Annotated in this window: 12 protein-coding genes; 5 read left to right on the top strand and 7 right to left on the bottom strand. The window is 67.7% G+C overall.

Annotated features, from left to right (window positions below):
- The first annotated feature begins 189 nt into the window (after positions 1-189).
- Entirely contained in the window at positions 190-2,811 is a 2,622-nt protein-coding gene (locus tag FHP25_RS04585; RefSeq protein WP_147845727.1) for a hypothetical protein, read from the top strand.
- 116 nt (positions 2,812-2,927) lie between these two features.
- On the opposite strand, the gene FHP25_RS04590 is transcribed toward FHP25_RS04585, so the two are convergent.
- From FHP25_RS04590 to FHP25_RS04615, 6 genes are all read right to left on the bottom strand, one after another.
- Positions 2,928-4,229: a phosphatase PAP2 family protein gene (locus FHP25_RS04590; RefSeq protein WP_147845728.1), complete on the bottom strand. Its 1,302-nt coding sequence runs from the start codon at positions 4,227-4,229 to the stop codon at positions 2,928-2,930.
- Between the two features lie 74 nt (positions 4,230-4,303).
- Positions 4,304-6,076, bottom strand: coding sequence for an adenylate/guanylate cyclase domain-containing protein (locus FHP25_RS04595; RefSeq protein ID WP_147845729.1), 1,773 nt, complete (start codon positions 6,074-6,076; stop codon positions 4,304-4,306).
- Positions 6,077-6,327: 251 nt separating this feature from the next.
- Positions 6,328-6,594 (bottom strand): DUF2277 domain-containing protein, encoded by a 267-nt coding sequence (locus FHP25_RS04600; protein ID WP_147845730.1) that lies wholly within the window; start codon positions 6,592-6,594, stop codon positions 6,328-6,330.
- 99 nt (positions 6,595-6,693) lie between these two features.
- On the bottom strand, positions 6,694-7,230 hold the full coding sequence (locus tag FHP25_RS04605) for an SRPBCC family protein (RefSeq protein WP_147845731.1): 537 nt from the start codon (positions 7,228-7,230) through the stop codon (positions 6,694-6,696).
- Between the two features lie 15 nt (positions 7,231-7,245).
- On the bottom strand, positions 7,246-7,671 hold the full coding sequence (locus FHP25_RS04610) for a VOC family protein (RefSeq protein WP_147845732.1): 426 nt from the start codon (positions 7,669-7,671) through the stop codon (positions 7,246-7,248).
- 41 nt (positions 7,672-7,712) lie between these two features.
- Positions 7,713-8,363, bottom strand: a complete 651-nt coding sequence (locus FHP25_RS04615; RefSeq protein ID WP_147845733.1) for a YceI family protein — start codon at positions 8,361-8,363, stop codon at positions 7,713-7,715.
- Between the two features lie 294 nt (positions 8,364-8,657).
- Here FHP25_RS04615 and ligD point away from each other — a divergent pair, with 294 nt between their 5' ends.
- The 3 genes from ligD (at position 8,658) to FHP25_RS04630 (ending at position 13,537) form a co-directional block, all read left to right on the top strand.
- Positions 8,658-11,933 carry a DNA ligase D gene (gene ligD / locus FHP25_RS04620; RefSeq protein WP_147845734.1) on the top strand — a complete coding sequence of 1,092 codons (3,276 nt, stop codon included), beginning with the start codon at positions 8,658-8,660 and terminating at the stop codon, positions 11,931-11,933.
- Positions 11,934-11,972: 39 nt separating this feature from the next.
- Complete coding sequence (locus FHP25_RS04625) at positions 11,973-12,740, top strand: enoyl-CoA hydratase/isomerase family protein (RefSeq protein WP_147845735.1); 768 nt, start codon at positions 11,973-11,975, stop codon at positions 12,738-12,740.
- Between the two features lie 224 nt (positions 12,741-12,964).
- Positions 12,965-13,537, top strand: coding sequence for a methyltransferase family protein (locus FHP25_RS04630; RefSeq protein ID WP_147845736.1), 573 nt, complete (start codon positions 12,965-12,967; stop codon positions 13,535-13,537).
- 14 nt (positions 13,538-13,551) lie between these two features.
- Here FHP25_RS04630 and FHP25_RS04635 read toward each other — a convergent pair whose 3' ends face one another.
- The gene (locus FHP25_RS04635) at positions 13,552-14,037 is read right to left on the bottom strand and encodes a hypothetical protein (protein ID WP_147845737.1); all 486 of its coding nucleotides are present in this window, start codon (positions 14,035-14,037) and stop codon (positions 13,552-13,554) included.
- A 242-nt stretch (positions 14,038-14,279) separates the two neighbouring features.
- Between FHP25_RS04635 and FHP25_RS04640 the strand changes: the two genes are divergently transcribed.
- Positions 14,280-16,265, top strand: coding sequence for an ATP-binding protein (locus tag FHP25_RS04640; protein ID WP_147845738.1), 1,986 nt, complete (start codon positions 14,280-14,282; stop codon positions 16,263-16,265).
- Positions 16,266-16,319 lie beyond the last annotated feature (54 nt).

A 16,319-nucleotide genomic window follows, 5' to 3' on the forward strand; every position in this document is an offset into this window, starting at 1 on the left:
CGTCTCTGGCTGCAGGTCAAAGCGCGTTGTGCCCGGCGCGTGTCAGCGCGGCAGGCCGCGGGGCGGGACGGCTGTGGTCGCCCTGGATCATCGGCGCCGGCAATGCGATAGTGACGCACACAGCACAGGCGGCGTTGAGAGCGTGTCGGTAGTGGGGGCGTTGCAAGCACCTGCGATCGGGGGAGCGACATGCCTGACTTGAGCCTCTGGACAGCCGGCAGCACCGCCGTGTGGCGGGAGCAGCTTGGCAACGAGACGATTGCCCTGCGTCATGCGACCTATCCCGGCGAAGCGGACTGGACGGACGGAGATCCCGACACGCTGAAGGGGATCATGGCGCAGTACCTCGGCAAGGTTGCGCCGATCCTCGGCTTGCCAAACCTGCTCACCGGCGTGGACTTTACGGCCGGGCTGACCTGGCTTCCTTTCGACCTGGGAGCGAGCGACGGCGCCGACCCTCGCGCATCATTCGCGCTCAGCCGGGACACCGACCGAACGGTCGTGTTCCTGGCTGTTGAAGCAAGCGGCGAGAAAGAGCCGAGGATGGTGCTGGGCAGCCGTCTGGGGATAAGGATCGTCGCGCATCTGACAAGCCTCCAGCCGGCGCCGAGCTTTCACGTCCGGATCACCAGCGCCGCGCGCTCGATCGAGCTTCGCCCGCCAGCGGGCCTGCATGACCTGACGGCCCGATCCTTCTTCGACTTCGTCTTTGCGCCAGGCACATTCAACACGTTCAGGACGCTCATCCGCGATGCCGTGCGAATCGCGGCCACGGCACCAGTCGGGATCGACGGTGTGCGACTGCTGGAGGCGTCCGACAAGGCCGCGCTTGCCGAGCTCTACGGCACGCTGCCGCGGCCCGACAATGACCCCAATGGTCTCGCCTACGCCGTGACGGCGACGCTGATCTACGATCCGAAGAGCAAGTCACTGCAGGCCACCGTGGAAACATGCCCGCTCGTGGCGCACGCCCTGCCGGTGCGCACGCGGCTGCTCACGCGTGATCCGGCCTCGAAGGCGGGGATCGGCGGCCTGGTCAGCGCCCGTCCCAATAGATCGCCGGACCGCCTCGACGACTTCCGCGATGAGGTGACCTTGGAAGGCCTCACGCCCGGCTATGGGGGCAATACCGAGCTTCACGACAACTTGGATCTGGTCAAGGTCACCAAGTCGCGTCTTGTCCAGCGTGGGAGCGATGAAACGCAGACCGAGATCGTGCAACCCGCCGGCGTGCGGCATGCGCGGACCAATGCGTTCTCGGCGCTCAGCGGCTACGAACGCGCCAGGGCAAGGTTCGACGAGCACGACGCCCGGCCGCTGTTCGAGACGCTGATCGCGTTCGGGTTGCCGCTATATCATTACCGGGTCTTCACCGTACCACCACTGCTGATCCGCTATCGTGCTCCCATACGACCGGGGCCGGGCAAGGACGGCAAGACGGTGAACGCCCAGGTCGACTTCTATCCGCCGGATTGCGATCTTGTCGGTCGAGATGCATGGAGTCCTGCGGCACGCAAGCCGCTGCAGGTCCGTTTTGCACTGGCTGACCTCAAGCGCTCGACCTCGGACCGCGAGCCGGGCGGCGAGCCGCTGGGCCTTGCAGCGGACCCGCGCTGGAGCTGGCACGAATATTGTCATGTCCTCCTCGCCGGTCGGACCGGGGCCTTGGAGCTGCGGTTCGCCCACAGCATGGGCGATGCGCTTGCGGCCATCACCGGTGATCCGTGGTCGAAGCTCGTGGATCCCTGCCAGCCTTGGCTGCGCGGCTGCACGTTCCCCTGGGTGTATCTCCATCGGCGGCACGATCGCTCCGTCCACGACGGCTGGAGCTGGTGCGGGCGGTATCACAGGCCGGCCCAGTTCCCGCCGCGGCGGAGCAACTGTCTACGCAAGGGCTATCAGTCGGAGCAGATCCTGTCGACGTCGCTGTTCCGCCTCTACCAGGCGCTGGGTGGCGACACCGTGGACGACGGCGGCGCGCCGAACCGACCCGCGCGACAATACGCTGCGGATTACACGGTGTACCTGATCCTGAGGGCGATCGGCTTGCTCTCGCCGGCCTTCCTCCACCAGTGCGAAACGGCCGATCAGCTCGTGACGACGCTGATCGACGCCGATATCGGCACCTTGCCGAGCGGACCAGGGCCGCTTCACGACCGGGTGGGCGGCTGGGCGCACAAGGTCGTGCGCTGGGCGTTCGAGGCGCAAGGCTTGTACGCGACGGCAGATCCCCTGGACATCATCGATGCGCCCGGAAGGCCGCCGCTGGTCGACATCTTCATCGACGACCGCCGCCCGGACTCTGCGGGCGACTATCCGCGTGGCGGCTACATGCCGGTTTCGCTCGATTGGCATGCCGTGCCGGGGCCGCCACGCTGGCACGCAAGCCGCGACGCCATCCAGGTCAGCGGCGACGAGGTACGGGTGCAGGTATGCAACCGCGGCAGCTTGCCGGCCACCTATGTGACCGTGGCGGTCTGGTGCGCCGACTGGACGCCATCAGCCCCGCCGAAATGGAACGAGGCAGGACGGTGGACGCGATTGTCGCCAGCCGGTGAAAATCCGCCACGGACGGTCCCGGCATGGCCGACGACACCACCGGTGACGTTCGGTCCGTTTACCTTGCCGCCACCGTCCGGCAGCGCGCAGCGCCTCATTCTTGCAATGGCAAGCTGCGAGGCCGACCCCGCGAACATCGACCGCTCGACGGGCCTGCCTTGCGCCACTTTGGAAACACCGATCATCGACCTGGTCGCGGGCGACAACAACCTCGGGCTGTGCCTCCATCCCGTGACTATCACTACAAGGTGAGTCGCGACTGTCATCCCGAGCGAAGCGAGGGATGACGGGTGTGTCAGCGACCAGCGATTCCGCGTCCTGGGCTGCGAGTGGCCGATCGCATCGATCGGCCACGCCAAGATGCGGCGCTAAAGCCACTCGGCGCGGGCCAGGTTCAGGATGCGCCGCAGGCTTGGGCAGTCGATGAGATCGTCGTCCGTCACCGCGGCCGCCCCGGGTGGCGTGGCCGCGCCAGCGCTGCCCCTGTCCGTGGTCAGCAGCTTCCAGAGCGCGCCGGCGATCCACCGGCTGGCCAACGAGTCCGACGGGTAGTGCACGCCTGCGCGTTCCCGGTTCCTGGCCAGCCGTGTCCCGAGCCACAGCAGCGGTCCGCTGAAATGGTAGGAAGTCGACATCACTTGGCTGATGGTCGGCTTCACCAGAGGCTTCACCGGAATGAGCGGCAGCGGTGGCAAGGGCGGTGTGGGCCGGATGAAGGTGGGCTCGCCGAACCGCGCCTCGAGCTGTGGTATCTCCAGAAGCAGCAGGGCGATGAAGTGGCCGAGGAACGAGTGTCCGCTGGGAAACGACGGGTGGCGCGGCGGGCCGAAAGGCGTCACCAGCCCGGGGCAGATCACCGAAGGGCGGACGCGACGGAACACTTGCTTGTAGTACATGTACACAAGGTTGCCGATGGCCAGCCCGCTGCGGATCAGCTCGATGGTCCAGGGCCGGCGCTCGCTGTCGATCCCCAGGAAGCTGATGAAATAGGCGGCCAGCCCATCCGCCTGCGTGTTGATCTCGGCCAGGTAGCGGTCGCGGTCGTCTTCCATCAGGTCGAGCAGCTCGCATATCTCGCGCTTGATGAAGGGATCGAACTCGGTCTGCCACCTCAAATGATCCCGCTCGGTCAACCAGCCCCTGCCGAGCAGGGTGGGCTGGCTCAATTGCCACTTGCGGTATTGCCCGGCAAACTCGCGCGCCGCGAGGATGGAGGAGAGGGACGTGTCCTGGTCCCGCAGCCAGACGCCGAGATTGGGATCAAACGGCAACGTCCAGAAGCGGAGCGACGGATCCCAGTCCTCGGTCTGCCAGTGCAGATTGCCTGCCCTCGGCGTCGGATCGAAGATGAATACCGAGTCGACGGGGAAGGCGCTGGCGCCGTAGTTGTCCGGAGCGAAGTCGAGGGCCCAGGGACGGAAGCCCAGCTCGACTGGTGTGGCGTAGTAGCTCCACGGAATTGGCCCCGTGCCACCAATGCCCGTTCCGGTTCCAGTGCCGGTGCCTGTCCCGGTACCTGTGCCCGCGCCGGTACCTGTGCCAGTACCAGTACCTGTTCCCGTACCCGTTCCTGTCCCTATCGCGGTGCCGGTACCGGTTCCCGTGCCAGTGCCGGTACCAGTGCCTGTTCCCGTGCCGGTACCCGTACCTGTGCCCGTGCCCATGCCCATGCTCAATCCTCCCCCTGCATTATCGCCACGTCTGCGCACGTGACGATTGCTCGCTGTCGCCCGCGCGTCCGCTGCTAGTCCGGAAGCTGTGCGAGTCGGAGGCCTTCGGCCAGCCGCTTGAGGTCCTCTTGCCTCCGGAGCGGATACCAGGACGTGAAGATCGAGATTCGAAAGGTCGGCTCGACCGACAAGACTTGCTGGGCCGCAGTCTGGGCAGCCTGGATTTCTCCGGCGAGCGCCAGCGACGCCGCAAGCGTCCGGTTGCAGGCCGAGAACCGGTGATTGAGCCGTTGCGCCTTGCGGAGCCAGCCGATGGCCTGGTCGTATCTGCCGGCCACGAATTCGGCGAGGCCCGCGACCGTGCAGAACCAGAAGTTCAGTGGATCGTAGGGACTCAATCGCCAGGCGTTGCGCAGGCGCTCGAGCGCTTCGTCCGGTTGGCCGAGAAAGCAGTAGGTCGACGCGCTGATGCCCCATGCAAAAGCGCTGTTCTCGTTCAGATGCAAGGCCTGATCAAACAGCTCCACCGCGACATCCAGGCTCTTGTTGAGGAAGCCCTGGATATGACCGGCGACGGCAAGGCAGAAGGCGTCGTGCGCATCCAGCTCCATGGCGCGCATGGCGGCGGCGATTGCCTTCTCGGCATCCCCGGCCCGATCAATCGAGCGACCCTCGCCGCGTTTCAGGTTGAGCCACCACCCCAGGTAAGCGTGGGCCTGGGCATAGGACGGATCGAGCGCCACGGCACGCTGCAAGCATTCCCCGGCCTCGGCGAACTGCCGGTCGTCCAGGGTGTAGAGCAGCGACAGCGCGCGCAGCACGTTGTCATATGCATCCAGGCTCTCGGTCGGCTTCGTCAGGATGCGCGCGGACTCGGCCTGATAGAGCCTGGGCTCGATCGTTCCCACGATGCTGGTGGCGATGCGATCCTGGAACTCGAAGATCTCGCTGTCGGCGCCGTCGAACTTCTCGGCCCATAGCGCCCGGCTGTTGGTCGCATCGATCAGCTCTGACGATATGCGCAAGCGGGACGCCCTGCGCCGGACGCTTCCGTTCAGGATGTAGCGGACGCCAAGCTCCGACGCGATGTCCTGAGGGTGCTTCTGCTGGTCGCGGTAGCGCAGCGTGGAATTCCAGGCGATGACGTACACCGCGCGGCTGCGCGACAGCCCGCCGATAATGTCCTCGGTGATACCCTCGCTGAAATACGTCTCGTCGGGATCACCGCCCAGATTGCGGAACGGCAGCACGGCGATGGCCGGCCGCTTGGCCCAGGACAGGTGCGGCTGCCGGGGGACGGGGATCCGGGTCGCGGTCTGCGGCGCGTCGACCCGGTAGACCCGGATCGGCCGGCTGATGTTCTTCAGCTCGCGTTCGCCCATGTCGTCGAACGACACCGGCATCTTGTTCCAGACGTAATCGCGAACGGTGCTGGTGACGACGATTCCCCCCGGCTCGGCGAGCGGCAGGATGCGTGCGGCGATATTGATGCCGTCGCCAATGATCGTCTCCTCATCGACGATGACATCCTCGATGTTGATCGCGATTCGCAACCGGAGGCGGGGAGAACCGTCTGCGGCCTGGTTCTGGGACAGCCCGCGCTGCGTCTCGAGCGCCCAGGTGACGGCTTCGACGGCGCTGGGGAACTCGACCAGCACGGCATCGCCGGAGGTTTCCTGCAGGCGGCCTCCATGCTCGCGGAACTTCGGCTCGATCAGATCAGCGCGCAGCGCCCGCCACGCACGCAACGTCCCCAAATCATCGTGCTCGACGAGCCGGGACCAGTCCACGACATCCGCGAATGCAACAGCAGCCAGACGCCGCGTGACGGTGGAAAGGTGTTCCATCCTTCTCTCGCGTTCGTTCGAACGTCTCTGGCAGACACGGAATCTGGTCAGGGCTTGACTTGCCCCCGGTCAAGCCGTCGAGCACCGCGCCACACGAAATGACGGTATGCTGTCCTTATGGCTACGTAATTTGCCAAGCATATCAGAGCACGGAAAAAGATACCAGCACCGGCTCGCAAGATACAGGCGCCGGATGCTGCCCGCAGCTTGGCGAGCCCGAAGCTGCGCCACTGCGTTTCTCTTGCGGCCGCCTAGCCGAACCGCTCGGCTGATTTCGCCCGTGCCTTGGCCGCTTCGATCTCGCGGTCGCGCGGCGGCGCGGTGGTGACGAGCGCATCGAGCAGCTCATGCGCTGCCTGCGTCACCTGGGCGACGGCCCGGTTGAAGGCCGCCTCGTTCGCCTTGGACGGTTGGTTGAAGCCGCTCAGCTTGCGCACGAACTGCAGCGACGAGGCGTGGATCTCCTCGGCCGTGGCCGGCGGTTCGAAATTGAACAGGTTCCTGATGTTTCGGCACATGATGGGCTCCTTGGCGGCAGAGGGGTATCCCGGCGCTCGTGATCCTATCCTTCCCGCAGGAGCAGGGCGATCGCGCATGGCTTCGCCGGGACGACCGCGCTACTTCTCGGCCAGCGTCTTCAGGGCGGCGAGGCCGGTCTCGAAATCCTTGCCGACCAGGGTGTCGGTGTCCATGAAGACGCTCATCACCTTGAACATGTAGGGGCTGCGGCCGCGCATCGACCATGTCACGGTGGTGGCGTCGCCCGCAGGCTGCAGCGTGAAGGCGACGACGTTGTGGGCTTCGATCGGCTTCACGAAGTCGAGGTTGATCATCACCTGCGACGACGGCGTCGACTCGATGATCTCCATGCGCCCGATGCCGGCCTTGGCGTCGCTCACCCAGGCATAGGCCGCGCCCTTGCCGCTGGGCGCGCCGGTGTGGGTCCGCTTCATCCCGGGATCCAGATTCTCGTACGGCGACCACTCGGCGAAGCGGTGGAAGTCGTTGAGGTAGGGAAAGATCTTCTCGGGCGGCGCCTTGATGCTGGCCGAACGTTGGACCTCGAACGCATCGGGCCTGGTCGCCGCGTAGACGAGCACGCCGGCGACCGCGACCACGATGACGCCGCCGATGATCGCGATTGCCTTGAGCATGGATCCCTCCAGGTGTCAGTGCCCGCCTTCCGGCTGCGCGATGACGGCCCACGACACGCCGAAGCGGTCGGTGACCATGCCGAAGCTCGGCGAGAAGAAGGTCTTGCCCAGCGCCATCTCGACGTGGCCGCCATCACCCAGCGCGGCGAACCTGCGGTCGGCCTCGGCCTCGTCGGCGACCGACAGCGACAGCATGAAGCCGCCGAACCTGGTCGCTCCCGTGCACATGCCGTCGCTCAGCATCACCGTGGTGTCGCCGATGCGCAGCTCGGCATGCATCACCTTGTCCTCGCTGCCCGGTGGGACCATGCCGGGCGGCGGCGGATCGGGGTTTTCCTTGAAGCGCATGAGCATGACCACCTCGGCGCCCAGGGCCTTGCGGTAGAACGCGATCGCTTCCTCGCAGCGACCCTCGAAGATCAGGTAGGACTGGACTTGCATCTGCAGCTCCTCTGCTGTGCTTCAATGCCAACGCAACGCACTCACGGTGCTCTTTCAAACTCGGTGTCGATGACGATCTCGATCGGGTCGGTGAAGAACGGCGGCAGGCCGTGGTCCTGCGGATTGATGGCGGCACGCGCGTTCACGCCGATCCGCGGCCGGCCCATGAAGCCCTTGCCGGCGCCGACCAGCGTGACGTCGAATGTCAGCGGCCGGGTCTTGCCCAGCAGCGTGAACTGTCCGTCCACCTTGCCGTGCATGGCGTCGGTCTGGCGGAAGGCGCTCGAGACGAAGGTCGCGTCCGGAAAGCTCGCCGACTTCAGGTAACCGTCACCGGCCAGCTCCTTGGCGAAGCCGTCGACATTGGTGGTGATCGAGGCCGTCGGCACCGACACCGACAGCTTCGACTGCGCGACCGCGGCAGGATCCCAGGTCAGCGTGCCTTGCGCCTTGTCGAAGCGGAAGATGCTGTAGGAGTAGCCGAGATGCGAGACGCGTACGACCACCCCGGTATGCATCGGATCCAGCGCGTAGCTGCCGGCGGTCGCCAGCCTGATGTCGCGCTCGGCGGCGAAGACACCGTCGGGCAGCGGCGGTGGTGCGGTCGTCTGCGCGCCGGCGGCGCCGATCAGCGTCTGGGTCAAGGCCATGCCCAGGACCAGCGTGCGGATGCTCTTCGTTGCCTTGAACACAGGTGAACCTCATGCGGATTGTCGAACGTCACGGCCCAAGGACGCTGCGGGCGCTGCCGATCCGACAACGGGGACGATCTTTTTTCCCGCCGGGTTCGTGGCGCCGAGCGCGTGGTCCTTCTGTCGTCCCGAGCGCAGCGAGGGATCTCCTGCGGCGGGGCGCACGGTGCGCTGTTCGCAGGAGATCCCTCGCTGCGCTCAGGACGACGGGGAAGATCGCGATGGCGTGCATGACGCAGCTCGCGATCGCTTGCGCAGTGGAAACCGCGCGTCGTTTCGCCTAGGCTCTTGCCGGTGAACAAACCCCTGGACGCCTACAGGGCGAAGCGTGATTTCTCCAAGACGCCGGAACCCGACGGCCAGGGCCGCGCGGCGCCGGCCGGCAATGCCTATGTCATCCAGAAGCATGCGGCGCGCCGGTTGCACTACGATTTCCGCCTCGAGCTCGACGGCGTGCTGAAGAGCTGGGCGGTACCTGAAGGGCCGAGCCTCGTTCCCGACGTCAAGCGCCTGGCCGTCCATGTCGAGGACCACCCGCTCGAGTATGGCGGCTTCGAGGGCGTGATCCCGCAAGGCGCGTATGGCGCCGGCACGGTGATGGTGTGGGACCGCGGCACCTGGACGCCCGAGTTCGATGCCGATTTCGGCTACCGCAAGGGGCATCTGAAGTTCCGGCTCGATGGCCAGAAGCTGAAGGGCGTGTGGCATCTCGTGCGCATGGCGCGCAAGCCGCGCGAGAAGCAGGACGCCTGGCTGCTGATCAAGTCCAAGGACGAGGCCGCGCGCACGGCCGATGAACCCGACATCCTGGCGCAGATGCCGAGCTCGGCGCTGACGGGCCGTGATATCGACGCCATCGCGCGCGCCCGGGACAGGGTGTGGACATCCGGCCAGGGCGAGATCGCCGCGCCGGCACAGCACGCGCAACCGCGCAAGCCGGTCGTGAAGCCCGCCGCCATCGCCAAGGCGAAGAAGGCTGCCTTGCCCGACTGGGTCGAGCCCTGCCTGCCGTCGCCGGCCGAGAAGGCGCCATCGGCCGCCGGCTGGGTGCACGAGATCAAGCATGACGGCTATCGCGTGCAGGCCCGCATCGAGAACGGCAAGGCGGCGCTGCTGACGCGCCAGGGCCTCGACTGGACCGAGCGGTTCCCGGGCATCGGCCCGGCGCTGGCCGCCCTGCCTGTCAAGACCGCATTGATCGACGGCGAGATCGTGGTGCAGACGGAGGCCGGCGTCGCGAGCTTCACGGCGCTGGTCGAGGCGCTCAAGAGCGGTTCAGGCAATTTCGTCTTCTACGGCTTCGACCTGCTGCACCTCGACGGCTACGATTTGCGCGAGGCGACTCTGGTGGCGCGCAAGGCGGCGCTGACAAAGATCATCGCCGCCGGCGCCGACAATGGCCGCGTGCGCTTCAGCGAGCACATCGCGGGCGACGGCGGCACGATCTTCACGCACGCCAGCCGCCTGGGCCTGGAGGGCATCGTCTCCAAGATGGCGTCGGCGCCCTACCGGTCCGGGCGCGTCAAGACGTGGCTCAAGGTGAAGACGACGCAGAGCGGGCCGTTCGTGGTCGCGGGCTTCATACCGTCCTCGGTCGACAGCCGGTCGGTCGGCGCGCTCGTGCTGGGCGAGCATGTCGGCGGCAAGCTGGTGCCGTCCGGACATGTCGGCAGCGGCTTCAGCGCAAGCAACGCGCACGCGCTGTGGCAGGCGCTCGATCCGTTGCGCACCAAGACGGCGCCGCTCAAGGACGAGACCGCGACGGCCAAGGGCGTGAAGTGGGTCGAGCCGCGCGTCGTGGTCGAGATCGAGTATCGCAGTCGCACCGCCAGCGGCCTCATCCGGCATGCGGTGTTCCGTGAGCGTGTCGACAACAAGAACGCAGCCGATGTGGCGCGCGATGCCGCTGCCGCGCCGGTGGCCGCGAAGCGACGGCGTGAGATGGTGCCGCTGGTGCGGCTGACCAATCCCGGCCGGCTGCTGTGGCCGGAACAGGGCATCACCAAGCAGGGGCTGGCGGATTTCTACACCGAGATCGCCGACTGGATCCTGCCGCATGTCGCCGGCCGTCCGCTCAGCCTGCTGCGCTGCCCCGGCGGCATCGCCGAGCAATGCTTCTTCCAGAAGCATCCCTGGGCCGGGCTGGAGGGCGCGGTGCGCCAGGTGAAGGTCCCGGACGACGACGAGCCGATGCTGGCCGTCGACGACCTTGCCGGCCTGCTGCAACTCGTGCAGGCCAGCGTGCTGGAGATCCATCCCTGGGGCTCGACGGCCGAACGGCCGCTGCTGCCCGACCGCATCACCTTCGACCTCGATCCCGGCGACGGCGTGCCATGGCAACGCGTGGTCGAAGCCGCCTTCGACGTGCGCCTCCGGCTGCAGAAGCATGACCTGCAGAGCTTCGTGAAGACGACCGGCGGCAAGGGCCTGCATGTGGTCATGCCGCTGCAGCCCGGTCCCGATTGGGACGCGGTGAAGCGCTTTGCCCAGATGACCGCCGAGAGCATGGCTGCCGAGCGGCCGGACCGCTACGTGGCCAACATGGCCAAGCGGGTGCGGCAGGGCCGCATCTATATCGACTACGTGCGCAACGGCATGGGCGCGACGGCCGTGGGCGCGTACTCGACGCGCGCCCGCGCCGGCGCCGCGGTGTCGACGCCGCTGTCCTGGGACGAGATCGGCCCCGGCATCCGCTCCAATCACTTCACGGTCGCCAACCTGCCCAAGCGGCTGGCGTATCTCGAGCGCGATCCCTGGGACGGCTTCCTGTCGCTGCAGCAGCATCTGCCGTCTGCCGGCACGCATGCCGACCCCGCCGTGCCGTCGAAGGACGACCTTGCCGCCTACTGGACGTCGGTGGCGGGCGCGGCGCTGGCGCATCTCGGTCGCCGGCCGCTCGTGCTGGTGCGGCATGAGAACGGCGAGACGTTCTACCATCAAGGCCGGACGCTGCCGCCCATTCCGCCTGGCGTGCACCAGCTGCCGATCACCAGGCGCGACGGCGCCGAAGGCGTCCGCCTGTGGATCGACAGCGTCGAGGGCCTGCTCGGCCTCGTCGAGATGAACGTCATCGAGATCCATCCCTGGGGCGCCACGATCGACCATATCGAGCGGCCCGACATGCTCGTGCTGGGCCTCGATCCCGGCGACGGCGTCGAGTGGACGTTCGTGATCGAGACCGCGCTCAGGATGCGGGCGCTGCTGCGCGACGAGGAGCTGGACAGCTGGCCCAAGCTGACCGGCGGCAAGGGCGTGCACATCATGGCGCCGATCGAGCCCGACCTCGACTGGGACGAGCTGCGCCGCTACGGCCAGTCTCTCGCCGAGCGGCTGGCGGCGACGGCGCTGCAGCGCTACGTGACCGTCGCGGCGCGGGACAGGCGCCACGGCAAGCTGTACCTCGATTGGCAGCCCAACGGACGCGGCAGGACGGCCGTCGGCGCCTACTCGCCGCGCGCGCGGCCGGGCTTTCCGGTCGCCGCGCCGATCACCTGGGCCGAGCTGGAGCGCGGCATGCGCTCAAACGCCTACACGATCTTCCGGCCGCCGCCGCCGCCCAAGATGAGGTAGGATCGCCTGGTGCAGTCATCAGAAGGATATCGGACGGCAATGATCGAGTATGACGTCAAGGACAGCGTGGCCGAGATCAGGCTCAACAACCCGCCGATCAACGGCATCACCGGCGATTTCATGGAACGGCTCATGGATGCGCTGCGGCGCGCCGACGCCGATCCCGAGGTCCGGGCGGTGATCATCGGCAGCGCCATCGCGCGGCGCTTCTGCGGCGGGCTCGATATCCCGGAATTCCTGCGCAACACGCCGGAGCAGGTGCACGCCGCCATCAGCAAGCTCTATGTCGAGCTGCACGAGTTGCAGGCCAATCTCGGCAAGCCGACGATCGCGGCCATAACAGGCGCGGTGCGCGGCGGCGGCATCTCCATCGCCATCACCTGCGACATGATCGTGGCCGCCGAGGACGCCACGTTCGGGTATCCGGAGATGGAGGTGGGGCTGCTGCCGGCGATCCACTACACCCACCTGCCGCGCATCGTCGGCCGCTACCGTGCGTTCGACCTGCTGTTCACCGGCCGCACCTTCGATGCCCGCGAGGCGATGGCGCTGGGCCTGGTCAGCCGCCTGGCGCCCGAAGCGCAGGTGCAGGACGAGGCGCGCGCGCTCGCCCGCGTGCTGGCGGCGAAGTCGCCGACCCTGATGCGCATGGGCAAGCGCGCCTTCACCCGCGCCACGGACAACGGCTACCGGCAGGGCGCCAGCACCGCCGTCGACCTGATCACCGCCGTGTTCGCCACGCGCGACGGCCAGGAAGGGCTCGCGGCCTTCGCCGAGAAGCGCAAGCCCAGCTGGCGGACGGACTGAGCCACGGCTGTCTCCTCTCCCCGCGAGCGGCAGGGCATTCGCATATGCCCTACCGTCATCCCGAGCGTAGCGAGGGATCCCCCGCGAATTGCGCACCGTGCGCCTTGCCGCAGGAGATCCCTCTCCTGAGCCTGTCGAAGGGGGCGCTCGGGATGACAGCGAGGTCATATGCGAATGCCCTGCCGCTCCCGCGGGGCGAGGGAACGTTGAGAAAGGGAGGGGCGATGACCACGGTGTCTCTGTTCCGCCTGGCCTGGGGCCTGTGGCTGCTGTCATGGCTGCTGGCGACGCCGTGGTCGGCGCCGACGCTGAAGCGCGTGGTGAGCGGCGCCACGACGCTCGTGCGTCTGGTGATCCTCGCCGGCGTCGTGCTGCTGCTCGGTGGCGTGTCGTGGCTGGATGTCCGCCACCTGTGGCATGTCGGCAGCCAGGGCGTCTGGCTGCTGGCGGCGCTGACCGTCGCTTCGTTCCTGTTCGCATGGTGGGCGCGCATCCATCTCGGCCGGCTATGGTCGGGCGCCATCACCCGCAAGCCGGCGCATCGGCTGATCGACAGCGGCCCGTATGCCCTGGTCCGGCATCCGATCTATAGCGGCCTGATCGCCGCGGCGCTGGTGACCGCCGTCGCCGAGGAGACGCCGCAGGCCGTGATCGGCGCCGCGCTGATCACGCTCGGATTGTGGGGCAAGGCCGCGCTCGAGGAACGCTTCTTGCGCCACGAGCTCGGAGCGGCGCTCTACGATGCCTACTGCCGCCGCGTGCCCATGCTGGTTCCCTTCCTGCCGAGATCCGGCTAGCGCGGGCCGGGCCGTCATTCCGCCGCCTGCAGCAGCGGCACGGCCACCGGCGCGGGCACGACAGGCGGCGCCAGCGATCGGCGCACGCCGTCGAGCTGCGTCGCGAAGGTGCGCATGCCGCGCCGGTAGCGGGCCCAGCGCCCGATCAGCTCGCGCCGCGCCAGGTCGGCCTGGCGGGCATCGCCGCTGGATCGCCAGTGGCGCACGGTGCCGACGGCGACGCGCACATCCTCGCGGTCATGGCGCAGCCCTTGCCAGCGGTTGCAGACGCCCAAGGCGCGCGGCCCGATCCAGCGCCAGATCTCGGCCTCGTGCTCGGTCGCGAACCGATGGCGCTGGCCGAACTGGGCGCAGACGGCAACGGCCAGCGGCGCGTCGAGCGGCAGCATGTCGGCACGGCGGGGCGGCAGCTCGCCGCGATGGTCGGGCAGCTGGCGGCGGCGGACATGGGCGCACAGCGCAGGCCAGTCGAGCGGCAAGGTGCTGGGGCAGGTCGGCATCGCTGGCGGGGAAAATTAGGGATGGTTGATCTTCTCAAAAAAAGAAATTACTGTCAATGGTAAATTCACATTCAGAGAACTAAACTCCTTATGGGCCGGGATGGCTGCTCCGGATAGACGGAATAGGCCATCTCTGCTGTCCGAATCGGACCGGTTTTGATTCACTCTCAACCTCGATTTCTGACATCCAGAAGCAGGAGCGGTGGCCGGCTGAATTGCCGGGGTGGGGCTAGGGAAAGGTCATGTCAGAGGCCGAGCGGCTGGCCGCACTAGGTCGATACGATATCCTCGATAGCGCCCCCGAGCCGCAATTCGACCGCATCGTCGAGCTGGCTGCGCGCATGTTCGACGCGCCGCGGGCCACGATCTCGTTCCTGGACGGCGCCCGCATCTGGTTCAAGGCCCGCTACGGGGTGTCCGTCACCGCCGTGCCGCGCGCATGGAACCTGTACGACGAGGCGGCATTGCAGGGCCGGGTGCTCGTCATCCGCGACCTGGCGAACGACCCGCGATTTGCCGGACATCCCTACGCCAGGGTGGCGCGGATGCACTTCTATGCCGTGGCGCCGCTGCACGCCAGCGACGGCACCTGCATCGGCGCGATCGCGGTGATCGACCATGGGCCGCGGCCCGACCTGATGGAAGACCGCGTCGCCGGCCTGCAGGCGCTGGCACGGCTGGTCGAGTCGGAGCTCGAGCGGCGGCTGCTCACGACCGAGCTGGAGAAGAGCGCCGCCCGTTTCCGCGACCTGGCGCAGATGTCGTCGGACTGGATGTGGGAAACCGATGCCGAGCACCGGATGACGGAGCTGTTCTTCGACGGCCCGAAGCTGTCCAACCTGGTGCCGACCAGCCTGGGCATGCGGCGTTGGGAGTATCGCTACTCGCGGCCCTTGCAGGCGACATGGGCCGACTACCGGGCGATGATCGAGGCACGGCAGGAGTTCCGCGGCTTCGAGTACGAGGTGATGCTGCCGGCCGGCGACCATCACGTGTTCCGCGTCAGCGGCCGGCCGCGCTTCGATGCGAAGGGTGCCTTCCTGGGCTACCGGGGCGTTGGCACGGACATCACCGCGCAACGGCTGGCCGAGCAGCGCCTCAAGGACAGCGAGACCAGCTTCCGCTTCCTGTTCGAGAAGAACCCCAACCCGATGTACCTGTTCGAGCAGGATAGGCTGCGCATCGTGGCCGTCAACGAGGCGGCATGCCAGCTTTATGGCTACAGCCTGGCGGAATTCGAGGCGCTGACCCTGTTCGACCTGCGGCCCGAGGCGGACAAGGAGCTGCTGCGCCAGCACCTGGCGACGGTCGACTGGACAAAGCGCCGCGCGGCGCGGCGCTGGCGTCATCAGAGGAGGGACGGCGCGGTGATGGAGGTTGTCGCCAACACCGAGCCGACGCGCTTCAACGGGCGGGCCTGCCATCTCGTGCAGATTCGCGACCTCACCCAGCAGCTGCGTGCCGAGGCGCGCCTGGCCGAGGCCGAAGCGACGCTGCACCAGAAGCAGAAGCTGGAGGCCCTGGGCCAGCTCACGGGCGGCATCGCGCACGACTTCAACAACATCCTGGCCGTCGTGGTCGGCAACATCGAGCTCGCTGCCGACGACCTGCCGGCGGACGCGCCGCAGCACCGGCCGCTGGCGGCGGCGGTGGCGGCATGCGAGCGCGGCGCCGATCTGGTCACGCGCCTGCTGACATTCGCGCGCCGCCGTCCCCTGGAGCCGCGGGAGATGGAGGTCGGGCCGCTGCTCGACGAGATCGGCGAGCTGGTGCGCACGGCCGTCTCGCCGCATGTGTTCCTCAGCCTGGAAAAGAGCGATGCGCTCGGCCTGTGCCGGATCGATCGCAGCGGCCTGGAGACGGCGATCCTGAACCTGGCGGTCAACGCCCGCGACGCCATGCCCGACGGCGGCCAGCTGCGCCTGGCTGCCCGGGTCGTGCGCGTCAGCGACGAGGATGCGCGCGCCCGGCCGATGCTGAAGGCGGGCGACTGGATCGAGATCGCCATCAGCGACACCGGCGCCGGCATGGCATCCGACGTGCGCTCCAAGGTGTTCGAGCCGTTCTTCACGACAAAGTCGGAAGGCAAGGGGACCGGGCTGGGGCTGCCCATGGTGCACGGCTTCGTGCACCAGTCGGGCGGCTTCCTGACCCTGGACACGGCGCCGGGACGCGGCACGACCTTCAAGCTGTACCTGCCCGCGGAGAGGTCCGCGGGCGAGGGATGACGACGGATCCCGGAGCGCGGGCGTCCTCGCCCGCATCGGCGCGAAGCGCCGACC

The sequence above is a fragment of the Vineibacter terrae genome (genome assembly GCF_008039615.1).
GTDB classification, from domain to species: Bacteria; Pseudomonadota; Alphaproteobacteria; order Reyranellales; family Reyranellaceae; genus Vineibacter; species Vineibacter terrae.